This is a genomic window from Pollutimonas bauzanensis, from assembly GCF_900129885.1.
Lineage (GTDB): Bacteria > Pseudomonadota > Gammaproteobacteria > Burkholderiales > Burkholderiaceae_B > Pollutimonas > Pollutimonas bauzanensis.
This window is the reverse complement of record NZ_FQXE01000009.1, coordinates 21,461-43,818: the sequence shown is the minus strand read 5'-3', so window position 1 is coordinate 43,818 and position 22,358 is coordinate 21,461. Positions and strand designations below refer to the sequence as shown.

Here is a 22,358-nt window from a genome sequence, read left to right as displayed (position 1 = left end):
AAAAATTGACTAGATAACTTAATAATCAGGATTATATAGTTGTTTTTCAGGACTATAAAATGCTAATTTATGCCCGATGACGGCAAGCCGCGGCCAAAGTCCCGCCGCGGCGTTCCGCTCATCATCAATTTCCATAAAGGAGAGAGACTATGGACACAGCAAGTACAAGCACCGTGGCCCAGGGCGAAATCCGGGCCAGGGTCGAAAGCTGGATCGAGGCGGTGAAGGGAGGCGATGTGAAGGCCATCATGTCGCACTACGCGTCCGATGTGGTGGCCTTCGACGCCGTGAGCCAATTGCAGTTCAAAGGGGTGCAGGACTACGGCAAGCATTGGGAAGCCTGCATGGCCATGTGCCCGGGTCCCATGATTTTCGAGCCCCGGGAACTGGATATCGCGGCGCAAGGCGATCTGGCATTCGGCCACTGCCTGCTCCGATGCGGGATGAAGGACGACAAGGGACAGGAAAAAGCGTCGTGGATGCGCATGTCTTCCTGCTACCGCCAGATCGACGGCAAATGGACGATAGTCCATGAGCATTTTTCCGCGCCCTTCGATATGCAGAGCGGCAAAGCGCTGTTTGACCTGACCCCCGATGGCGCGCCCGCGGTGAGCCGCATTCCCAGGGGCATGAATAGCATAACGCCGCATTTGATCTGCGCGGGCGCCGCCGATGCCGTCGAGTTTTACAAAAAGGCGTTCAATGCGACCGAAATCCGCCGCCTGGCCGGCCCGGAAGGCAAGCTGGTGCATGCCTCCGTGCGCATAGGCGATTCGGTCGTCATGCTGATGGACGAATTCCCGCAATGGGGCTCGCTGGGCCCCAAGTCGCTGAAGGGGTCACCCGTGACGGTGCATCTATATGTCGATGATGTCGACGCGTCGATGGAGCGCGCCGCGGCCGCGGGGGCCAAGGTCGTCATGCCGGCGGAAGATATGTTCTGGGGGGACCGCTATGGGGTCGTGGAGGACCCGTTCGGGCATCGCTGGTCCATCGCCACTCACATACGCGACGTCAGCCCCGAGGAAATGCAGAAGGGCGCGCAGAACGCCTGCACCCAGGGCGCTGCCGACCAGGCCTGAACCTGGCCATGGCGCCGCCCGCGCGGCGCGGGCGCATGGACAGCGCGCGCAAGGCCGGTAAAATGGCAGTTGCACTACTTGAAAGGCTGCCAGCAATTGACTTCCCCGAGCCCCCCGCCCAGCCGCCTGGCCGCCTACGGGTGCCTGGCCCTGAGCATGTCCCTGGTCGGTTCCTATGTGGCGCTTTCCAAGCCTCTGGCCATGGTATTTCCGGTGGTGCTATTGGCCTGGCTGCGCTTTGGCATAGGCGGCCTGGCCATGCTGCGCTGGCTGCGCAAGCCCAAGTCCGAGCCGGCCCTGTCGGCGCAGACCCGGGGTCTGATTTTCCTGGAATCGTTTCTGGGGAATTTTCTGTTCACGCTTTGCATGATTTTCGGGGTGAGCATGACCACGGCGGTCTCGGCGGGTGTGATCATGTCCGCGATTCCGGCCATGGTCGCCCTGATGAGCCGCGCTTTCCTGAAAGAAAGCATAAGCCCGCGGGTCTGGGGCGCTATTCTCTGCGGAGCGGCGGGCATCGCTTTGCTGTCGCTGGCCAAAGGCGGGGCGGCGCCGGCCGCGGACGGGTTGTTGCCTGCCGCGGGCGCGCCCGGCAGGGCCTGGCTGGGCGATGCGCTGATATTCGGCGCGGTATTGTGCGAAGCGTCGTATGCCGTCATCGGCAAGAAGCTCACGGCGGTGATGAGCCCCAAGCGGATCAGCGCCGTCATCAACTTATGGGGCTTCGCGCTGATGTTTCCTTTTGGCGCCTACGCCGCCCTGGATTTCGATTTTGCGGGCGTGGCCGCCGAAATGTGGCTGCTGTTGCTGTTTTACGCGCTGGCGGCCAGCGTCTGGACGGTCTGGCTGTGGATGACGGGGTTGAAGTCCGTGCCGGCCTCGCGCGCCGGGGTCTTTACCGTCATGCTGCCGGTCAGCGCGGCCGTGGTCGGCGTATTGGCATTGGGTGAAACGCTGGGCGGCATGCAGCTTGTGGCCTTCGCCCTGGCCCTGGCCGGCCTGCTACTGGCGACGCTGCCCGCCAGGCCGGCGGGCGCCGGCATTGCCGTGGCGCAGGAATAGCCGCCTTCGTTGCTCCACTGGCTCCTGGCGCGCCGCCAGGCTGGCCTGTGGCGCGTCAGCTTGCGGGGGCGCAGGCGTATTCGATGATCAACTGCGCCGAGACCATGCCGTTCCATACATTCTGGTCCAGCCGGTAAGCCACGTCGGCATACTCGGGCAGCATGTCGGCGTGGTTGAACCAGATGGCGTCGAAGCGCTGATTGCCGCGCTCCAGGTTCAGCTTCAGGTGCTTGTCCTTCAGCAGGCGCTGCTGGCGCACATGAAAGGTGTCGCGGAATATGGGAGCGGGAAAACCCGCGCCCCAGACCTGTTGCTGCAGCAGCCCGGCCACTTCGGCATTGGCATAGCCGCTTTCGAGGGACCCGTCGGTTTCGATGACGGGGTCGAAGCTGGCCTTGCCGCTGAGCTCTATGACCGCGGCATCGAAGCCGCCGATGAAAGCTCCGTAGGCCTCTTCGCGCAGCGTCAGGCCGGCGGCCATGGCGTGGCCACCGAATTTCAGGATAATGCCGGGATAGCGCTTGGAAACCAGGTCCAGGACGTCGCGCAAGTGCACATCCGGGATGGAGCGGCCCGAGCCGCGCAGTTCGCCGGAATCCGAGCGGGCGAAGGCCAGGGTGGGGCGCCAATAGGTTTCTTTCAGGCGCGAAGCGACCAGCCCCACCACGCCCTGATGCCATTCGGGGTGATAGACGCAGACGCTTGCGCCTATGGTGGGGCTGGACGCTTCTATGGCGGCCAGCGCTTCCTCGCGCATGGTGGTTTCGATGCCGCGGCGTTCCTGGTTCATGCCGTCGAGCTGGCGCGCCAGTTCGAGCGCCTGGCCTTCATCATCGGTGATCAGGCAATTGATGCCTATGCTCATGTCGGCCAGGCGGCCGGCGGCATTGATGCGCGGGCCCAGGGCGAAGCCCAGGTCAAAGCCGCTGGCCTGGCGCGGCTCGCGCCCCGCGACGGCAAACAAGGCGCGCACGCCAGGCTGCATGCGCCCCGCGCGCATTTTTTGCAGCCCCTGCGTGACGAGCACGCGGTTGTTGGCGTCGAGCTTGACGACATCGGCCACGGTGCCCAGCGCTACAAGGTCCGCCAGATTGTCCAGGCGCGGCCCGCCATCCTTGGGGTAGACGCCGCGCTGGCGCAACTCGGCGCGCAGTGCGAGCATGAGGTAGAAAATCACCCCCACGCCGGCCAGGTTCTTGGAGGGGAAGCCGCAACCGGGCTGGTTGGGATTGACGATGGCCAGGGCCTGCGGCAGGATGTCGCCGGGCAGGTGGTGGTCGGTGATGACGACATCGATGCCCGCCAGGGTGGCGGCATGCACGCCGTCGACGCTGGCGATGCCGTTGTCGACGGTGACCAGGATATCGGGCTTGCCGGCGGGATGCCGCAGCGCCAGTTCCACGACGGCCGGCGAAAGGCCGTACCCGGTTTCGAAACGGTTGGGCACCAGGAAGTCGACGACGGCGCCCATGCTGCGCAGCGCGCGCATGCCCACCGCGCAGGCCGTGGCGCCATCGCAATCGTAGTCGGCGACGATCAGCAGGCGCTTGCGCGCGTGTATGGCGTCGGCCAGTATGCCGGCGGCGCGCTGTATATGAGTCAGCTGGCCGGGCGGAATCAGGGCGCCCCAGGCGAGCAGCGTCTCGCCCGGGTGGCAGACGCCGCGGGCCGCCCAGAGGCGCGCCAGCAAGGGGTGTATGCCTGCGGCTTCCAGGGCTTGCGATGCCTGGAAATTAGCCAGACGGGTGCTTAATCTTGGGGTGACCACCACTTCCTCCATGCTTGCCGGCTGCCGGGCAGCCATTGTGTCCATTGTTGCCATGCGTCAGGCCTGACTTCGACGATGCGGTCGGCGCCGGTGAGCACCAGTTCGGGCGCCTTGCCTGCCGCCAGGGGCCGGAATATCTGTGTTTCGAGCTGGCCCAGCGCCGCCAGCCAGCCGCCCCAGTCATGGCTGATGCCGGGGGCCAGCAGGGCGTCGTGGGTCTGGACGGCGCCAGGCCTGGCCGGAGCCTGCAATTGATCCGCGCTCGCCCCGCCGAACAGCCACAGGCTGTTGACGGGAACCAGGCCCTGGCGATAGCGCGCCTGGTTGACCGGGTGGTCGAACCATAGCATTTGCAACTCGTTGACCAGGCGGCGCCAGGGCCGCGCGCCGATGTCTTGCGGCCACCAGTCGTTCACCGAACTGATGCTGACCAAGGCCGGGCTGGCGCACAGCGGCGCGAAACCCTCGGGCAGACCGAGGCGCCAATGTTCGGTGCCGCGGGCTTGCAGTGTGAAGCCTGTGCCGGCGAACAGGCTTTGCGCCGATTCGAACAAGGCTACACTCTGCTCTGGCGTGATGGCGAGCTCGCGCGCCGGCAGCAGCGCGGCGCCATCGCGGGAAGGGGCAACATGGACCAGCTCCGCCAGCCAGACCGGCGCCTGGTCGCGGGCAAGAGGCCCCGCCCATAACGGAGCCAGGCCTGCGCTGAGATTCTGCCCATCGCCGGGCTTGAACCCGCGCGTGGTCAATTGCCACTGCTCATAGGGCGTACAGCCGGTCTGCGCCGGATCGGCTGGTATGCTGCGGGCGCGGCCTTGCTCCAGCCAGCGCAGCAGCGTGGGAGCGGTTTTTTGCAGGTAAGAAGTCAGTTCGCGCGCCTCGCGGGGGTCGGGCAGGGCGCCAGGTAGTACGATTTGCATTCCTGGATTGTAGTGTTAATGGAAAACGGTGCTTAACGATGTCTTATGAATTATGGATAGGGGCGCGCTATGCGGGTCTGGCGCGGTCCCGGCGCCGGGGCGGACGCGGTGACCGCTTCGTGTCGTTTATCGCCGCCAGCTCCATGGCGGGTATTGCCCTGGGCGTCGCGGCGCTGATCGTGGTGCTGTCGGTCATGAACGGGTTCCAAACCCAGGTCAGGGACCGCATGCTTTCGGTATTGCCGCATATCGAGCTGTATGTGCCGCGCATGGACCCCGAGCAGGTCTTGTCGCAATGGCGGGAAATCGCCGCGCTGGCCAAGGAGAATCCGCAAGTCAGGGGCACGGCGCCGTTCGTGGCGGCGCAGGGCATGATAGTGCGCGGCGAGGCGCTCAGCGGGGTGCAGGTGCGCGGCATCGATCCCCAGCTGGAAAGCGCCGTCTCGGACGTGGGCGGGCAAATGATAGCCGGCGATATCGCGGCGCTCAAGCCCGGCAGCTTTTCCATTGTATTGGGCAACCAGATCGCCAACATGCTGGGGGTGAGCGCCGGCGATACCGTCCTGGTGCTGGCCCCCCAGGGTTCGATATCGCCCGCCGGCTTCACCCCGCGCATGCGGCAATTCACCGTTACCGGGATATTTTCTTCTGGCTACTACGAATACGATGCCTCGCTGGCTTTCATCAATTATGAGGACGCCGCCAAGGTCTTCCGCGATAGCGGGACCAGCGGCGTGCGCTTGCGCATCGCCGACATGCAGCAGGCCCCGCTGGTGGCGCGCGACTTGGGAAAAACGCTGCCGCCTTTTGTGCAGGCGCAAGACTGGACGCAAAACAACCGCACCTGGTTCGCCGCGGTGCAAACCGAAAAGCGCATGATGTTCCTCATCCTGGCCTTGATCGTCGCGGTCGCCGCCTTCAACCTGCTGTCGTCCCTGGTGATGGCGGTCAAGGACAAGCGTTCCGACATCGCCATCTTGCGCACCCTGGGCGCCAGCCCGCGCGAGATCGCCAAGATCTTCCTGGTGCAAGGGTCGCTGATAGGCATCGTCGGCACTTTGCTGGGCGTGGCCTTCGGAGTCCTGGTCGCCTACAACATCGATGTCATCGTTCCCTTCATCGAGCGCATGCTGGGCGTGCAATTCCTGCCGCAGCAAATCTATTTCATCAGCGAGCTGCCGTCCAACCCGCAACTGACCGACATCCTGGTGGTGGCGCTTACATCGCTGGTGTTGTCCCTGCTGGCCACGCTATATCCCAGCTGGCGCGCGTCCAGCCTGCAACCGGCCGAGGTGCTGCGCCATGACTAATAATACCCCTGTCGTCCATGCCTTGAGCGCCCGCAACCTGGTCAAGACCTATCGCGAGGGCGGCGTCGCCATCGAGGTCTTGCGCGATGTCAGCCTGCATGTGGACCCCGGCGAAATGGTGGCCATCGTGGGCGCATCCGGCTCGGGCAAGAGCACCTTGCTGCATACCCTGGGCCTGCTGGACTTGCCGACCTCGGGCTCGGTATTCGTCAACGGCATGTCGGCCGATGGTTTGAGCGAGGCGCAGCGCAGCCAACTGCGCAACCGCACGCTGGGTTTCGTGTACCAGTTCCATCATCTTCTGCCGGAGTTCTCGGCATTGGACAATGTCGCCATGCCGCTTATCGTGCGGCGCGAAAGCCGCGGCAAGGCCCGGGAACAGGCGCAGATCGTGCTGGAACAGGTGGGCCTGGCCGCCCGCATCGACCACTATCCAGGCCAGTTGTCGGGGGGGGAGCGCCAGCGCGTGGCGCTGGCCCGGGCGCTGGTGACCCGCCCGGCCTGCGTGCTGGCCGATGAACCGACCGGCAACCTGGACCGCTACACGGCCGAGAGCATGTTCGATTTGCTGGTGCGCATGAACCGCGAGTTCGGCACGGCATTTGCCATTGTCACCCACGATGCCGCGCTGGCCGCGCTGGCCCACCGGCAGTTGTCCATGGACAAGGGCCGCCTGGTGGACCCGGAGGTGCCTCCCCTGATCGCTGTTGGGGATCAGCGATAGCGCCGGATTAGCGGCGCCCGCGCCGCGTATTTGGCGGGGCTGCCAAGGCAGTGCCGCTCAGGTGGGGCCGCCGAGGTGGGGGCCGCTCAGGCGGGGCGGGTAAGACGCGGCCACGACGAAGACTGGAGATGATGGAATGCTGATTGACACCCACTGCCACCTGGACGCCAATGAATTCGCGGCCGATCGCGCCGCGGTCATTGAACGGGCCGGCGAGAAAGGCGTGGGCGGCATAGTGATTCCGGCGGTGGCGCAATTCAATTTCGGCGCGGTGCGCGAGCTCGCCCATTCCTTCAAGGGGGGCAGCTATGCGCTGGGGATACATCCCCTATGCGTGCCCGACGCACAGGCCGGCGACCTCGCCGAACTGGAATCCCGGATCCAGCAGTCGCTCGATGATCCGCGCTTTGTGGCGATAGGGGAAATAGGCCTGGATTTTTTCATTCCGGCCCTGAAAGAGCCCGAAATGCGCGACAAGCAGGAAAGTTTTTACCTGGCGCAACTGGAACTGGCCGAGCGCTATGGCTTGCCGGTATTGCTGCACGTGAGGCGTTCGCAGGATGTATTGCTCAAGCACTTGCGCCGGCATCCCCGGGTCAGCGGCATCGCCCACGCCTTCAATGGCAGCTTCCAGCAGGCGCAGCAGTTCATCGAGCGCGGCTTCGCCCTCGGTTTCGGCGGCGCCATGACCTTCACCCGCGCCCTGCAGATACGCCGCCTCGCGGCGCAGTTGCCGCTGGCGGCGCTGGTGCTGGAAACCGACGCGCCCGATATTCCCCCAGCCTGGCTGGGCGAACCCGCCCAAGCCGCGTCCCGGAACGAGCCTGGCGAAGTGGCAGGGATTGCCCAGGCGCTGGCCGAACTGCGCAATATGGCGGTCGAAGACCTCATCCAGGCTTGCGGGGCCAACGCCAGGCGGGTGCTGCCGCGCCTGGGCGGGGCGCTGGGCGACGCATCCTGAGCCTTGTCAGGGCAGGTTTGCGCGGGAAATGATCCGGCTGCGCGGAATCGATGCCGCTCATGATGGATCGATGAGTAGAATCCGAAGGGATGGCCCGATCCCGCCAACGCTCCTTTTTTTCCGCGCGGCCCTTACGCTACGCCATTTGGGAGCTGACGAGCGTGACAGGGCGCATCTGCTTGCTGGCCTTCGTCGCCGCAACCGGCGCGGCGCATGGCCTGCCTTACCTGCCCGATCATGTCATATGGGCGGGGGCGCTAGCCTTGGCCGTCCTGGTGTCGATCGCGGTTTTTTCGCTGGCGGGAAGGCATCGATGGCATGTGCTGCTGCCCTTGTGGGCGGGGATCGCCGGGCTGCTCGTCGCCGTGGCCCGCGCCGAACACCGGCTTGCCGACAGCCTGGATAGCGCCAATGAAAACCGGGTTTCCAGAGTGGTGCTGCGCGTGGCGGCGCTGCCGCGCCTGGACCCGGACAGCCGCCAGTTCGAAGCCGAGGTCATTTCCTCCATGCCGGCGGGCGTGCCCTCGCGCATCCAGGTCACTTGGGCCGCGCCGGACTGGGCGGGTCCCTACGGCCGGGCAGGGCGCGCGCCGGCCGATGGCGGCTACGCCGGCTTCGCGGAATTGGCGCCTGGCCAGGTGTGGCGCATGTCGCTCACGCTCAAAAAGCCCCACGGCAACCGCAACCCGCATGCCTTCGACTATGAGTCCCATCTGTTTGCGCAGGGTATCAGGGCCACCGGCAGCGTGCGGGGCGCGCCGCTATTGCTGCGCGACGAACCCTGGGCCAGCCTGCCGGTGATGGCGCAGCGCGCGCGGCATCGCGTGCGCGCCGCCATGCAGCCGTATCTGGCGGGCAAGCGCTACGGCGCGGTGCTGCTGGCCCTGGCCATAGGCGACCAGGCCAGTGTCGAGGCATCCGACTGGCAGGTGTTCAATCGCACCGGCATTACCCATCTCGTATCGATCAGCGGCTCGCATATCACCATGATCGCGGCGCTGGGCGGCTCATTGGCTTTCTGGCTATGGCGGCGCGGGCGTTTGCGGGGCCGCGCGCTGGCTGAGCGGCTGCCCGCCCAGGTGGCGGCCGCCCTGGCGGCCTTGCTGGTCGCCTGGCTGTACTGCCTTTTGGCCGGCTGGGGCGTGCCCGCGCGGCGCACCTTCCTGATGCTGGCGGTCGTGGCGGCGGCCTATTTGCTGCGCCTGCCCATGGATGCGTCCCGGCTCCTGCCCCTGGCCGCCTTCGCGGTGGTGCTGCTCGATCCCTGGGCTTTGCTGGCCAGCGGCTTCTGGCTGTCATTCGGCGCCGTCGCCGTGCTGATGGCCAGCGCGGGCTGGTGGGGCCGGCCGCTGGGGCCGCGGCCCGCCAGCCGCTGGCGGCGCTGGCGCCTTTTGCTGGCCAAGGCCGCAGGCCTGCAACTGGCCATCACCGCAGGCCTGATGCCTTTGCTGGCGCTGGTTTTCCACGAGGTCTCGCTCGCCGCGCCGCTGGCCAATGCCTACGCCATCGCGCTCGTCAGCCTGGTGATAACGCCCTTGTCCCTGCTGGCGGCGGGCGCCGCCCTGGTTCCCGGGCTGGAGCCGCTGGCCGCGGCTTCGGCCTGGCTGGGCCACGCCGTCCTGGAAATCATGATGGCGCCCACGGCCTGGCTGGCCGCCTCCGGCGCGGCCAGCTTCACCGCCGCGGCCGCGCCGCCATGGGCCACGCTGCTCGCCTTGCTGGGATTGTGCCTGGCGTCGACGCCCCGCGGCATCCCTTCGCGCAATATGGCCTGGCTGCTGATGCTGCCGGCCTTGCTGTGGGCGCCCAAGCGGCCGCCCGAGGGCGGCTGGGACTTGTATGCCCTGGATGTCGGCCAGGCCGGCGCGATAGTCATACAGACCGCAAGCCATGTCCTGCTGTTCGATACCGGCTTGCGCAGCAGCGCCGCATCCGATGACGGGGCGCGCGCCATCTTGCCCTTCCTGCGCTCGCAGGGCATACGCAAGCTCGATGTCATGGTGATTTCGCACGCCGATATCGACCATGCCGGCGGGGCGCGCAGCCTGCTGCAGGCGTTGCCGGTGGGGCAGTCATACAGCTCCTTCGATGTGCGCGGCTACCTGGCGCGGGAGGCGCGTCTTCTGGGCGCGCCGGGGCAATTGCCGCCGCTGCCTTTGGCGATGTCGCCGTGCGGGCAAGGGATGGGATGGCGGGTCGATGGCGTGGCCTTCGAATTCCTATGGCCCCTGGAGCCCGCCGCCGCAAGTCCCCCGGCGCAAGACCGGCAGCGCAATAGCCGCGGCTGTGTGCTGCGGGTGCGGGGGCGCCACCATTCCATCCTGCTGCCCGGCGATATCGGCGCCGCGCAGGAAGCGTCCTTGCTGGATCGGGGCCTGCAGCCGGTGGACGTGGTGCTGGCCGCGCACCATGGTTCCAGGAATTCATCCAGCCGGCAGTTTGTCGACGCCGTCCAGGCCGCGCATGTGATCGCGCAGGCCGGATGGTGGAACCGCTACGGTCATCCGAGCCCTGTGGTCGAGCGGCGCTGGCAAGACGCCGGCGCCGCGTTCTGGCGCACCGACCGTGACGGCGCTGTCACGCTGCGCTCGCGCGCCACGGGCCTGTCGGCCCACGGCGAGCGCCAGTTCGCGCCGCGCTATTGGCAGGGCCAATAGCGCCCCGGCCGGCCTCGCGGGCGCGCTTGCGCATTCAAGGCGAATCGGCGATGATGGAATCTGCTGTCCACAAGACGGCGCACAAAACGAGTAGCGGTTCGAAAATTCCACAAGACATTTTTGAAGCAAACATGAGACAAAACATTCCATTACGGCTGCACGTGCCCGAGCCCTCCGGGCGCCCCGGCCATGCCACCGATTTCTCTTATTTGCGCCTGGCTGCGGCCGGCGCGGCGCGCAAGCCCCCCGTAGACACCTCCGCCATCGACACCACCGACATGGCCTACACCCTGGTGCGCGTTCTCGATGACGACGGCAATGCCACAGGGCCGTGGGCGCAGGCCATAGCCCCTGAGCTGTTGCGCAAGGGCTTGCAGTCCATGATCAAGACGCGCATCTTCGACGCCCGCATGCTGATCGCGCAGCGGCAGAAGAAAATGTCGTTCTATATGCAGAGCCTGGGCGAAGAAGCCATAGGCACGGCGCAGGTGATGGCGCTGTCCAAGGGCGACATGTGCTTCCCGTCGTATCGCCAGCAGAACCTGCTGATCGCCCAGGACGTTCCTTTGTTCGACATGATGTGCCAACTGTTCTCCAACGATCGCGATCGCCTCAAGGGCCGCCAGCTGCCCGTCATGTATTCGGTGCGCGACGCCGGCTTCTTTTCCATTTCCGGCAACCTGGCGACGCAGTTCGTGCAGGCGGTGGGCTGGGCCATGGCCTCGGCCATCAAAGGCGATACGAAAATCGCGTCGGCCTGGATAGGCGACGGCGCGACCGCCGCGGCCGACTTCCAGACGGCGCTGACCTTCGCCCATGTGTACCAGGCGCCGGTCATACTGAATGTGATCAATAACCAGTGGGCCATCTCTTCCTTCCAGGCGCTGGCGGGCGGCGAAAGCACCACTTTCGCCGCCCGCGGCGTGGGCAGCGGCATTGCGTCCTTGCGGGTCGACGGCAATGACTTCCTGGCGGTCTACGCGGCCTCGCAATGGGCCGTCGAACGCGCCCGCGGCAACCTGGGTCCGACGCTCATCGAGTGGGTGACCTACCGGGCCGGCCCGCATTCCACCTCCGACGATCCTTCCAAGTACCGGCCGGCCGACGACTGGGCCCGCTTCCCGCTGGGCGATCCCATCGACCGCCTGAAGCGGCATCTCATCGGCATCGGCGCGTGGTCCGAGGAAGAGCAGCACAGCACCCAGAAAGCCTACGAGGCCGAGGTCATCGCCGCGCAGAAACAGGCGGAAAGCCACGGCACGCTGGCCACCGGCCAGACCTCCAGCGTCGCGAGCATGTTCGAGGATGTCTACAAAGACATGCCCTGGCACTTGCGCCGCCAACGCCAGCAACTGGGGGTATGAACATGGACGACACTTCCCTGAAACAGAAAACCACTCCCATGACCATGATCCAGGCCTTGCGCTCGGCCATGGATGTCATGCTGGAACGCGACGACAATGTCGTCATTTTCGGGCAGGACGTCGGCTATTTCGGCGGCGTGTTCCGCTGCACCGAAGGCCTGCAGGCCAAATACGGCCGCAGCCGGGTGTTCGACGCGCCCATCTCCGAAGGCGGCATCGTGGGCGCCGCGGTGGGCATGGGGGCCTACGGCCTGCGCCCCGTGGTGGAAATCCAGTTCGCCGATTATTTCTACCCGGCCACCGACCAGATCGTCTCGGAAGCCGCGCGCCTGCGCTACCGCTCGGCGGGCGAATTCATTGCTCCGCTGACCATACGCATGCCTTGCGGGGGCGGGATCTATGGCGGCCAGACCCATAGCCAAAGCCCCGAGGCCCTGTTCACCCACGTCAGCGGCTTGCGCACGGTCATGCCCTCGAATCCCTACGACGCCAAGGGGCTGCTCATCGCCGCCATCGAATGCGACGATCCGGTCATTTTTCTTGAACCCAAGCGCCTGTACAACGGCCCCTTCGATGGCCACCACGACCAGCCGGTGGTGCCCTGGTCCAAGCATCCCTTGGGCAATGTGCCCGATGGCTATTACACTGTCCCGCTGGAATCGGCGTCCGTCTTCCGGGCGGGCGCCGAGCTTACCGTCCTGACCTACGGCACCATGGTTTTCGTCGCCGATGTTGCCGCCGCCGAATCCGGCATCGATGCCGAAATCATCGATTTGCGCAGCCTCTGGCCGCTGGACCTCGACACCATCGTGGCATCGGTCAAGAAGACCGGGCGCTGCGTCGTCCTGCACGAAGCCACGCAAACCAGCGGTTTCGGCGCGGAGTTGACCGCATTGATCCAGGAACATTGCTTTTACCACCTGGAAGCCCCCATCGAAAGAATCGCCGGGTGGGACACGCCGTATCCGCATGCCCATGAATGGGCCTATTTCCCCAGCCCCAAACGGGTCGGGGAGGCCTACCGGCGCGTGATGGGGACCATGCAAGGCTCCCATGCCGGCGACGGCGCCGCTACGCGGGAGGCGCGATAATGGGCACGCACATTATCAAAATGCCGGACATCGGCGAAGGGATCGCCGAGGTCGAACTGGTGGAATGGCATGTGCAGCCGGGCGACAGCGTGGTCGAGGACCAGCTCCTGGCCGACGTGATGACCGACAAGGCCACCGTCCAGGTGCCATCGCCCGTGCACGGCAAGGTGGTGTCGCTGGGCGGCGCGGTAGGCGAAGTGATGGCCGTCGGGTCCGAACTGATACGCCTGGAAGTCGAAGGGGCGGGCAATGCAGCCGCCGCGCCCGCCACGGCGCGTTCCGCGCCGGCATCTGCGCCCGGCGTGGCTTCGGGCGCTGAGGCTTCGACGGCTTCAGCGCCGGCGGCCGCGCGCGATCAGGCTGCGGACCGGCCGTCTTCCGTTGAACCTGCTGCGGCCTCGGCAGCGGGCGTAGCGCCTGACGCCGCCGCCCAGCCCGTCCCGGCGCCTCAGCCGCGGCGTGCCGAACCGAGCCAGAGCGGCGACTATCATTCCGCCATTGCCGCGGGCGCCGCGCGCCCGGCCGGCGGCAAGCCGCTGGCGTCGCCGGCCGTGCGCCAGCGGGCCTGGGACCTCGGCATCGAATTGCAATACGTGCCGGGCACGGGGCCGGCGGGGCGCATTTCCCACGGCGACCTGGACGCCTACCTGGCGCGCGGCGCGACGGCGGCGGTTGGGCGGGCCCGCCCCGCCGCCTATGCTCCGCGCGATGACGAGCAGCAGGTTCCGGTCATCGGCCTGCGCCGCAAGATAGCGCAGAAAATGCAGGAATCCAAGCGCCGCATTCCGCACTTTACTTATGTAGAGGAAATCGACGTCACGGAGCTGGAAGCCTTGCGTTCGCGCCTGAACGCGCAGTGGGGCGCCGAACGCGGCAAGCTCACCATCCTGCCATTTCTGGCCAGGGCCATGGTGCTGGCCTTGCGCGAATTTCCGCAGATCAATGCCCGCTACGACGACGACAATGGCGTGGTCACGCGCTACGGCCCCGTGCATATGGGCATTGCCGCGCAGACCGATGCGGGCTTGATGGTGCCGGTCCTGCGCCACGCCGAGACGCTGGACCTGTGGTCCTGCGCCTCGGAAATCACCCGGCTGGCCGACGCGGCCCGCAGCGCGAGCGCGGCCCGCGACGAGCTTTCCGGTTCGACCATCACGCTTACCAGCCTGGGTTCATTGGGGGGCATAGTCTCCACCCCCGTCATCAATCACCCCGAAGTGGCGATCGTCGGCGTCAACCGCATAGTCGAGCGTCCCGTCATCCTGGGAGGCGCCGTCGTGGCGCGCAAGATCATGAACCTGTCTTCATCCTTCGACCACCGGGTGGTCGACGGCATGCATGCGGCCCAGTTTATCCAGCGCATACGGGGATATCTCGAATGCCCGGCCATGCTGTTCGTGGAATAAGGGGCGCTCATGCAATCAAGCACATTACTGGTCATCGGCGGCGGCCCGGGCGGCTATGTGGCCGCCATCCGCGCCGCGCAATTGGGTATCGCCACCACGCTGGTCGAAGCCGGCAACGTTGGCGGAACCTGCCTGAACATAGGCTGCATACCGTCCAAGGCGCTGATACACGCCGCCGAGGAATTCCACAAGCTGGCCAGTTATGGAGCCGGGTCGCCCCTGGGCATACAGGCGCAGTCGCCCCATATCGATATCGCCAGGACCGTGGCCTGGAAGGACGGCATTGTCGACCGCCTTACGGGCGGCGTGGCGGCCTTGCTCAAGAGGAACGGGCTGCGGGTCGTCAAGGGCTGGGCGCATATCGTCGACGGCAAAACGGTCGAGGTCGCGCAGCAGGACGGCCAGGCGGGCGGCGTGCTGCGCATCGCCTGCGAGCACTTGTTGCTGGCCACCGGCTCGCAGCCGGTCGAACTGCCTTTCATGCCGTTTGGCGGCCCGGTCATCTCGTCCACGCAGGCCTTGTCGCCGGCAAGCCTGCCGCAAAGCCTGGCCGTCGTCGGGGCCGGCTATATCGGGCTGGAACTCGGCATGGCCTACAGCAAGCTGGGGGTAAAGGTGAGCCTGGTCGAGGCCCAGGACCGCATCCTGCCCGCCTACGATGCCGAACTGGCCAAACCGGTGCTGGCCGCCTTGAAGAAACTGGGCGTTTCCCTGCATTTGTCCTGCCGCGTACTGGGCATGGACGAAAAAGGCGGGGCCTTGCGCCTGGAGAATGCGCGAGGCGAACCATCCGCGCTGGCGGTCGACCAGGTGCTGGTGGCCGTGGGCCGGCGCCCGCGGACGGCGGGGTTCGGCCTGGAATCGCTGATGCTGGACATGGACGGGCCGGCGCTGCGCATCGATGAGCAATGCCGCACATCCATGCGCAATGTCTGGGCCATAGGCGATGTCGCCGGCGAACCCATGCTGGCCCATCGCGCCATGGCGCAGGGCGAAATGGTGGCTGAAATCATCGCCGGCAAGCGGCGCCGCTTTGTTCCCGCCTCGATTCCGGCGGTGTGCTTCACCGACCCTGAAATCGTGGTGTCCGGCCTGTCGCCGGACGAAGCCGCGCAGGCCGGCATGGACTGCATCAGCGCGGCCTTTCCGTTTGCCGCCAATGGCCGCGCGATGACGCTCGAGGCGGGCGAAGGCTTTGTGCGCGTGGTTGCGCGCCGCGACAACCACCTGATCGTGGGTTGGCAGGCGGTGGGCCGTGGCGTCTCGGAATTGAGCGCCGCCTTTTCGCAGTCGCTGGAAATGGGCGCCCGTCTCGAGGACATTGCGGGCACCATCCACGCTCATCCTTCTTTGGGCGAGGCCGTGCAGGAAGCGGCCCTCAGGGCGCTGGGGCACGCCCTGCACATCTAGGGCGCCGCGAGCCCGCGGCTTCCCGCAAGCCCCTAAGCTACAATCGGGACTCCTCTTTGCAGCGAGCGCCCCATGACCGATATGTACACGCCCGACGAGAACCTTCAACCCCGGCTGGACTATGTCATGTGCGCGAGTCCGGCCGGCACGCATCGCATGGCCTACTGGGAATGGGGCGATCCCGGCAACGACCGCGTCCTGCTGTGCGTGCACGGACTGACCCGCACCGGGCGGGACTTCGATCATCTGGCCAGGCGGCTGGCGCCGCATTATCGAGTGGTCTGCCCCGATGTGGTGGGCCGCGGCAAGTCCGATTGGCTGATCAACGCGGCCAACTATGTCGTGCCGCAATACGTGGCCGATATGCTTACCCTCATTGCGCGGCTCAAGCCCGCCCAGCTAGACTGGGTGGGCACGTCCATGGGCGGCCTGATAGGCCTGGGGCTGGCTGGCACGCTGGCTATCTCGGCGATCGTCAGGCCCGATCGCGGCGCTTGCGGTTTGCCCGCCGACCAGACGCTGTCCCTGGGCAAGATGGTGCTCAACGACATAGGCCCCAAGCTGAGCTTTTCCGGCCTGACCCGCATCGCCGAATACGTGGGGCAGCCCATGCAGTTCGACACCTTCGCGCAGGCGGTGGACTATGTCCGCTCGGTGTCGGCCGGCTTTGGCGCGCACGACCAGGCCGGCTGGGAGGACCTCACCCGCTATGTGTTCAATCAGCAGGGGGATCACTGGGCCAGGCATTACGACCTGCGCATCGCCGAACCCTTCGCGGAGCAATCCGAGGCCAGGATACAGGCTTCCGAGGCCATTCTCTGGGCGGCCTACGAAAGCATCACCGCGCCCATCCTGCTGATGCGCGGCGAGGAGTCGGATTTGCTGACCGCCGAAGTGGCCGAGGAAATGCTGGCCAGGAACCCCCATGCGCGGCTGCATACTGTGCCCCATGTAGGGCATGCGCCGACCTTGCGCAGCGGCGACCAAATCGAGCCGGTGGCGGAATTTTTATTGACAAACTAATCGGCGTACACTTGAGAAAACAGCCCTTTCCAGGGCTGTTTAACCTTCAACGGAGTTTGCATATTAAAGTCGATTTACATTCCCACTCGACGATGTCGGACGGCGTCCTGGCTCCGGCCGAGCTGGCCGCGCGCGCGCACGCCAATGGCGTGCAGTTGTGGGCCCTTACCGACCATGACGAGCTCGCCGGCCTGGCCGAGGCGCGCCGCAAGGCCGAGGCCTTGGGCATGCAGTTTGTTCCCGGCGTCGAGATCTCGGTCACCTGGGCCAGGCAAACCATACATGTGCTTGGGCTGGGGGTCGACGAGTTCGACACGAAACTGAACGCCGGGCTTGCGGGCCTGCGCGCCGGCCGCTCCGTGCGCGCCCGCGAAATGGCCGACAGGCTGACGGCCATGGGAGTTCCGAACAGCTACGAGGGCGCATTGCCGTATGCGGCCAATCCGTCCTTGATCAGCCGCACCCATTTCGCGCGCTTTCTGGTGGAGCATGGCTATTGCAGGAATATGCAGATGGTCTTCGATAAATACCTGGGTGAAAACAAGCCGGCCAATGTGCAGGTGCAGTGGTCGACGCTGGAGCAGGCCCTGGGCTGGATCATAGGCGCGGGCGGCCGCGCCGCCATTGCGCACCCGGGCCGCTACAATTATTCGCCCATGCAGTTCGATGCATTGTTCGAGCAGTTCAAAGACCTGGGCGGCGCGGCGATCGAAGTCATCACCGGCAGCCATACGCCCGATCAGTATGCGGAATACGCCGCGGTGGCGCGGCGCTACGGTTTCATGGCGTCTTGCGGATCGGACTTCCACAGCCCCAAGGAAGCCAGGCTGGACCTGGGCGAGCTTCCATCGTTGCCGGCCGACTTGACGCCTGTTTGGCGGGACTGGATCTGATATGAACAAGGCTTTTGTAAAAGAATCCGATGGCGATGATGACGATGAGCTGGGTTCGGAGGACATAAAGCTTCCGGCGGGCACGAAGAACTACATCACGACCGGGGGCTATCAGCGTCTGCGCGAGGAACTGGCGCATCTGATGACGGTGGAGCGCCCGTCGGTGGTGCAGGTCGTTTCGTGGGCGGCGTCCAATGGCGACCGCTCCGAGAATGGGGATTATCTCTACGGCAAGAAACGGCTCAGGGAAATTGACAGGCGCATGCGCTTCCTGACCAAGCGGCTCGAGATCGCGGAGGTGGTCGACCCCGCCGCGCAGCCGAACAAGGACCAGATTTTTTTCGGCGCGACGGTGGTTTATTCGGACAAGGCGGGCGAGGAGTTCCGGGTGACGATCGTGGGCGTGGACGAGGCGGAGCCTTTGCTGGGAAAGATCAGCTGGATTTCCCCGGTTGCGCGGGCGCTGACCAAGGCCCGCGAGGGCGATACGGTTACCTTGCGTACGCCTGCGGGGATCGATGAGCTGGACATCCTGGAAGTCATATATCCGACGTGAGCCCGCCTTGTCACGCAAGCAGGTAAAATGGAGCGTTTCCCTCCTTTTGCCTGCGCCGTATCGTGAATTCTATCCAGCATCTTCTTGGTTCCTCCGTATTGTCATCCTTTCGCCGCGAACGGTTGCTGCAGCGGTTTGCCGAACTCGATCTGCCCGTCGCCGATATCAACGGCCGCTTCGAACACTACGTCTGGACCGAAACAGACCTGGCTGCGCGGGACCAGCAGCGGCTTGAACAACTGCTCGACTACGGCGTTGCGGCCGATGCCGATAAAGAGGGCAGGAACGCACTCATCTTGCGCGTCGTGCCGCGCTTCGGGACCGTGTCCCCTTGGGCCAGCAAGGCCACCGACATCGCGCACAACTGCGGCCTGCAGTCACTGCGGCGCATCGAGCGCGGCATACGCTATACCCTCACGCCCGCGCGCGGCTTGCTGGGCGCCAAGTCCATCGACGCCGGACAACTGGCGCAAATCGCCGGCTGCCTGCACGACCGCATGACCGAAACCGTCGTCGATGCCTCCTTCGACGGCGCGGCCCTGTTCGCCTCCCTGCCTGGCAAGCCCATACAAACCATAGACGTTCTCGGTCTGGGCCAGGCCGCGTTGGTCGAAGCCAATCGCGCCTTGGGCCTGGCGCTGTCCGACGACGAAGTGGAATACCTCGAAGCCGCTTTCAAGCAGCTGGGCCGCAACCCCACCGACGTCGAACTCATGATGTTCGCGCAGGCCAACAGCGAACACTGCCGCCACAAAATCTTCAATGCGCAGTGGGTCATCGATGGCGTCGAGCAGCAAAATACCCTGTTCGGCATGATACGCGCCACCCATGCGGCCCAGCCCGAAGGCACCGTGGTCGCTTATTCCGACAATTCCGCGATCATGACGGGCGGGCCGGCGACCTTGTTCCATGCCGGGAACACGGCTTCGACCACAAGCTATGAACACCACCAGGCCGTAGTCCACACCCTCATGAAGGTGGAAACCCATAACCACCCCACGGCGATAGCGCCTTTCCAGGGCGCGGCCACCGGCGCGGGCGGCGAGATCCGCGACGAAGGCGCCACGGGCCGCGGCTCCAAGCCCAAGGCGGGCCTGACCGGTTTCACGGTGTCCAATCTGCGCTTCAAGGATGCGCCTGAGCCCTGGGAAAGCGACGCCCACGGCTTGCCGGACCGCATCGCCAGTCCGCTGGACATCATGATAGAAGGGCCCATCGGCGGCGCGGCGTTCAACAATGAATTCGGCCGCCCCAATTTGCTGGGCTACTTCCGTGCCTTCGAACAGACTGCCGGCGGCACGCGCTGGGGCTATCACAAACCCATCATGATCGCGGGCGGCCTGGGCTCCATCGACAGCCGCCTGACCCACAAAGATCCCATTCCGCCCGGCGCCTTGCTGATCCAGCTTGGCGGCCCCGGCATGCGCATCGGCATGGGCGGCAGCGCGGCCTCCAGCATGAGCGCCGGCGCCAATAGCGCCGAGCTCGATTTCGATTCCGTGCAGCGCGCCAATCCTGAAATCGAGCGGCGCGCCCAGGAGGTCATAGACCGCTGCTGGCAGCAGGGCGGGAACAATCCCGTCCTGGCCATACACGATGTCGGGGCGGGCGGTTTGTCCAATGCCTTCCCTGAGCTGGTCAACGATGCGGGCCGCGGCGCCATTTTTGAATTGCAGCAGGTGCATCTCGAGGAATCGGGCCTGTCGGCGGCCGAAATCTGGAGCAATGAATCCCAGGAACGCTATGTCCTGGCCATTCTGCCCGAGGACTTGCCGCGCTTCGACGTGATCGCCAAGCGCGAACGCTGCCCTTATGCCGTGGTCGGCGTGGCCACGCAGGAGCGCCAATTGCGGGTCACCTACGGCGAAGGCCTGCCGGGGGTGTCCGAAACCGTCCAGGCCAAGGCCGATACGGCCATACGGCCGGTGGACGTGCCCGTCGATGTGATCCTGGGCAAGCCGCCGCGCATGACGCGCGATGTGCGGCGCGTGGCGGGCGTCGGCGCCGGGCTGGACATCACCGATATCGCGCTCGATGAAGCGATAGCGCGCGTGCTGCGCCACCCGACGGTGGCCAGCAAGAATTTCCTGATCACCATAGGCGACCGTTCGGTGGGGGGCTTGACCAGCCGCGACCAGATGGTCGGACCCTGGCAGGTGCCGGTCGCCGACTGCGCGGTGACCCTGGCCGATTACGAAGGCGTGCGGGGCGAAGCCATGGCCATGGGCGAGCGCACCCCGATTGCGATGATAGACGCGCCGGCGTCGGGCCGCATGGCCATCGCCGAAGCTCTGACCAACCTGGCCGCCAGCGACGTGCGGTCGCTCGAGGACATCAAGCTTTCGGCCAACTGGATGGCCGCTTGCGGCGCGGCCGGCCAGGATGCCGCCTTGTACGACACGGTATCCGCCATCAGCGACTGGTGCCAGCAGCTGGGCTTGTCCATTCCGGTCGGCAAGGACTCGCTGTCCATGCGAACGGCGTGGTCGCACGATGGCGAGCCGCGCGAAGTGCTGGCGCCGGTCTCGCTGATCGTGACGGCGTTCGCGCCGGTGGCCGATGTGCGCGCCACTTTGACGCCGCAATTGCGCACCGATGCCGGCGATACCGCGCTCATCCTTATCGACCTGGGCTTCGGGCAGCAGCGCCTGGGGGCTTCCATCCTGGCGCAGGCCTTCAATCAGGTGGGGCTGGCGGTGCCCGACATGAGCGACGCCGCGGCGCTCATCGCATTTTTCAAGGTCCTGCGCCAACTGGCCGCCGACGGACGCATCCTGGCCTACCACGACCGCTCAGATGGCGGGTTGCTGGCGACGGTATGCGAAATGGCGTTCGCCGGGCATGTGGGGGTGTCGATCAACCTGGATATGCTGACCATCGATCCGGTCGCGGCCGACTGGGGCGACTACAAGATACGCTCGGAACAGATTGCGGTCCAGCGCGACGAGATTACCCTCAAGGCCTTGTTTGCCGAGGAGGCCGGCGCCGTCATCCAGGTGCCGCTGGCCCAGCGCGATACGGTGCTGCAGCAATTGCGCGCGGTGGGCTTGTCGGCCCATTCGCATGTGATGGGCAGCTTGAACAAGCAGGACGAAATACAGATTTTCCGCGACGGAAAATGCATATACCAGAAGCCGCGCGCCGAACTGGCCCAGCAATGGAGCGAAGTCAGCCGCCGCATCATGGCCTTGCGCGACAACCCCGCCTGCGCGCAGGCGGAATTCGATACCTGGCAGAACAAGGGCGATCCCGGCCTGAGCCCCGTGGTGGGCTTCGATCCGCAAGAGGATATCGCCGCGCCTTTCATCGCCACCGGCAAACGTCCCAAGGTCGCCATCCTGCGCGAGCAAGGGTGCAACAGCCAGGTCGAAATGGCATGGGCTTTCGACAAGGCCGGCTTCGAGGCGCAGGATGTGCACATGACCGACCTGCTGGCCGGGCGGGTGCGCCTGGACGATGTGCAGGGGCTGGTGGCCGTGGGCGGATTCAGTTACGGCGACGTGCTGGGCGCCGGCGAAGGCTGGGCCCGCACGATACGCTTCAACGATCAATTGGCCGACCAGTTCGCCGCCTACTTCGGGCGCCCGGATACCTTTGCGCTGGGGGTCTGCAATGGCTGCCAGATGATGGCGGCGCTGGCCGGCATGATACCCGGCGCCGAGCATTGGCCGCGCTTTACGCGCAATCTATCGGAAAAATACGAGGCGCGCCTGTCGCTGGTGGAAATCCCCGAGTCGCCTTCCCTGTTCATGCGGGGCATGGCGGGCACGCGCGTGCCGGTGGCCGTGGCGCATGGCGAAGGCTATGCGGATTTCACCGGGCAGGGCACGCTTGCGCAGGTAAAGAGCGCCTTGACCTTTGTCGACAACCAGGGCGCGCCGACCGAGCAGTATCCCTACAACCCCAACGGCAGCCCGCAAGGCATCGCCGGCGTCACCACCGCCGACGGACGTTTCACCGTGCTCATGCCGCATCCGGAGCGTGCCACGCGCAATGTGGCGATGTCGTGGGCCCCGCAGCGCTGGGGGCAGCTTGATGCCGGCGGCCAGGACAGCGCCCATGGCGGCTATACCCCCTGGCTGCGCATGTTCCGCAATGCCAGGGTATGGCTGGGCTAGGGTAGGCCCGCGG

General features: G+C 65.8%; 16 protein-coding genes and 1 pseudogene. 15 read left to right on the top strand and 2 right to left on the bottom strand.

Features of this window, described 5'->3' with window-relative positions; translation table 11 throughout:
• Positions 1–149: 149 nt before the first annotated feature.
• The 3 genes and pseudogenes from BUB23_RS27180 to BUB23_RS16210 all read left to right on the top strand — a co-directional run.
• A pseudogene (locus BUB23_RS27180) lies at positions 150–542 on the top strand (YybH family protein); the annotation flags it as partial.
• An 87-nt stretch (positions 543–629) separates the two neighbouring features.
• Positions 630–1,082 (top strand): VOC family protein, encoded by a 453-nt coding sequence (locus BUB23_RS27175; RefSeq protein ID WP_073105106.1) that lies wholly within the window; start codon positions 630–632, stop codon positions 1,080–1,082.
• 96 nt (positions 1,083–1,178) lie between these two features.
• A complete protein-coding gene (locus BUB23_RS16210) occupies positions 1,179–2,144 on the top strand; it encodes a DMT family transporter (protein WP_483878475.1) in 966 nt (321 codons plus the stop codon).
• Between the two features lie 55 nt (positions 2,145–2,199).
• On the opposite strand, the gene recJ is transcribed toward BUB23_RS16210, so the two are convergent.
• The gene (recJ, locus tag BUB23_RS16205; protein WP_245801298.1) at positions 2,200–3,948 is read right to left on the bottom strand and encodes a single-stranded-DNA-specific exonuclease RecJ; all 1,749 of its coding nucleotides are present in this window, start codon (positions 3,946–3,948) and stop codon (positions 2,200–2,202) included.
• On the bottom strand, positions 3,894–4,832 hold the full coding sequence (locus BUB23_RS16200; RefSeq protein WP_073104644.1) for a hypothetical protein: 939 nt from the start codon (positions 4,830–4,832) through the stop codon (positions 3,894–3,896). The genes recJ and BUB23_RS16200 overlap by 55 nt, the downstream gene beginning before the upstream one ends.
• Positions 4,833–4,870: 38 nt before the next feature.
• Here BUB23_RS16200 and BUB23_RS16195 point away from each other — a divergent pair, with 38 nt between their 5' ends.
• The 12 genes from BUB23_RS16195 (at position 4,871) to purL (ending at position 22,345) form a co-directional block, all read left to right on the top strand.
• Complete coding sequence (locus tag BUB23_RS16195; RefSeq protein ID WP_073104641.1) at positions 4,871–6,142, top strand: lipoprotein-releasing ABC transporter permease subunit; 1,272 nt, start codon at positions 4,871–4,873, stop codon at positions 6,140–6,142.
• Positions 6,135–6,866 carry an ABC transporter ATP-binding protein gene (locus BUB23_RS16190; protein ID WP_073104638.1) on the top strand — a complete coding sequence of 244 codons (732 nt, stop codon included), beginning with the start codon at positions 6,135–6,137 and terminating at the stop codon, positions 6,864–6,866. The genes BUB23_RS16195 and BUB23_RS16190 overlap by 8 nt, the downstream gene beginning before the upstream one ends.
• A 136-nt stretch (positions 6,867–7,002) precedes the next feature.
• Complete coding sequence (locus BUB23_RS16185) at positions 7,003–7,827, top strand: TatD family hydrolase (protein WP_073104635.1); 825 nt, start codon at positions 7,003–7,005, stop codon at positions 7,825–7,827.
• A gap of 161 nt (positions 7,828–7,988) precedes the next feature.
• Positions 7,989–10,484, top strand: coding sequence for a DNA internalization-related competence protein ComEC/Rec2 (locus tag BUB23_RS16180; RefSeq protein ID WP_073105097.1), 2,496 nt, complete (start codon positions 7,989–7,991; stop codon positions 10,482–10,484).
• A 131-nt stretch (positions 10,485–10,615) separates the two neighbouring features.
• Positions 10,616–11,848, top strand: coding sequence for a thiamine pyrophosphate-dependent enzyme (locus BUB23_RS16175; protein WP_073104632.1), 1,233 nt, complete (start codon positions 10,616–10,618; stop codon positions 11,846–11,848).
• Between the two features lie 2 nt (positions 11,849–11,850).
• Positions 11,851–12,939 (top strand): alpha-ketoacid dehydrogenase subunit beta, encoded by a 1,089-nt coding sequence (locus tag BUB23_RS16170; protein WP_218599040.1) that lies wholly within the window; start codon positions 11,851–11,853, stop codon positions 12,937–12,939.
• On the top strand, positions 12,939–14,345 hold the full coding sequence (locus tag BUB23_RS16165; RefSeq protein WP_073104626.1) for a dihydrolipoamide acetyltransferase family protein: 1,407 nt from the start codon (positions 12,939–12,941) through the stop codon (positions 14,343–14,345). The genes BUB23_RS16170 and BUB23_RS16165 overlap by 1 nt, the downstream gene beginning before the upstream one ends.
• Positions 14,346–14,354: 9 nt before the next feature.
• A complete protein-coding gene (gene lpdA / locus BUB23_RS16160) occupies positions 14,355–15,755 on the top strand; it encodes a dihydrolipoyl dehydrogenase (RefSeq protein ID WP_073104623.1) in 1,401 nt (466 codons plus the stop codon).
• 81 nt (positions 15,756–15,836) lie between these two features.
• Positions 15,837–16,778: an alpha/beta fold hydrolase gene (locus tag BUB23_RS16155; protein WP_425439555.1), complete on the top strand. Its 942-nt coding sequence runs from the start codon at positions 15,837–15,839 to the stop codon at positions 16,776–16,778.
• 35 nt (positions 16,779–16,813) lie between these two features.
• A complete protein-coding gene (locus BUB23_RS16150) occupies positions 16,814–17,671 on the top strand; it encodes a PHP domain-containing protein (RefSeq protein ID WP_425439554.1) in 858 nt (285 codons plus the stop codon).
• A 1-nt stretch (position 17,672) separates the two neighbouring features.
• A complete protein-coding gene (gene greB, locus BUB23_RS16145; protein WP_073104617.1) occupies positions 17,673–18,227 on the top strand; it encodes a transcription elongation factor GreB in 555 nt (184 codons plus the stop codon).
• A 62-nt stretch (positions 18,228–18,289) separates the two neighbouring features.
• The gene (gene purL, locus BUB23_RS16140) at positions 18,290–22,345 is read left to right on the top strand and encodes a phosphoribosylformylglycinamidine synthase (protein WP_073104614.1); all 4,056 of its coding nucleotides are present in this window, start codon (positions 18,290–18,292) and stop codon (positions 22,343–22,345) included.
• The last annotated feature ends 13 nt before the right edge of the window (positions 22,346–22,358 follow it).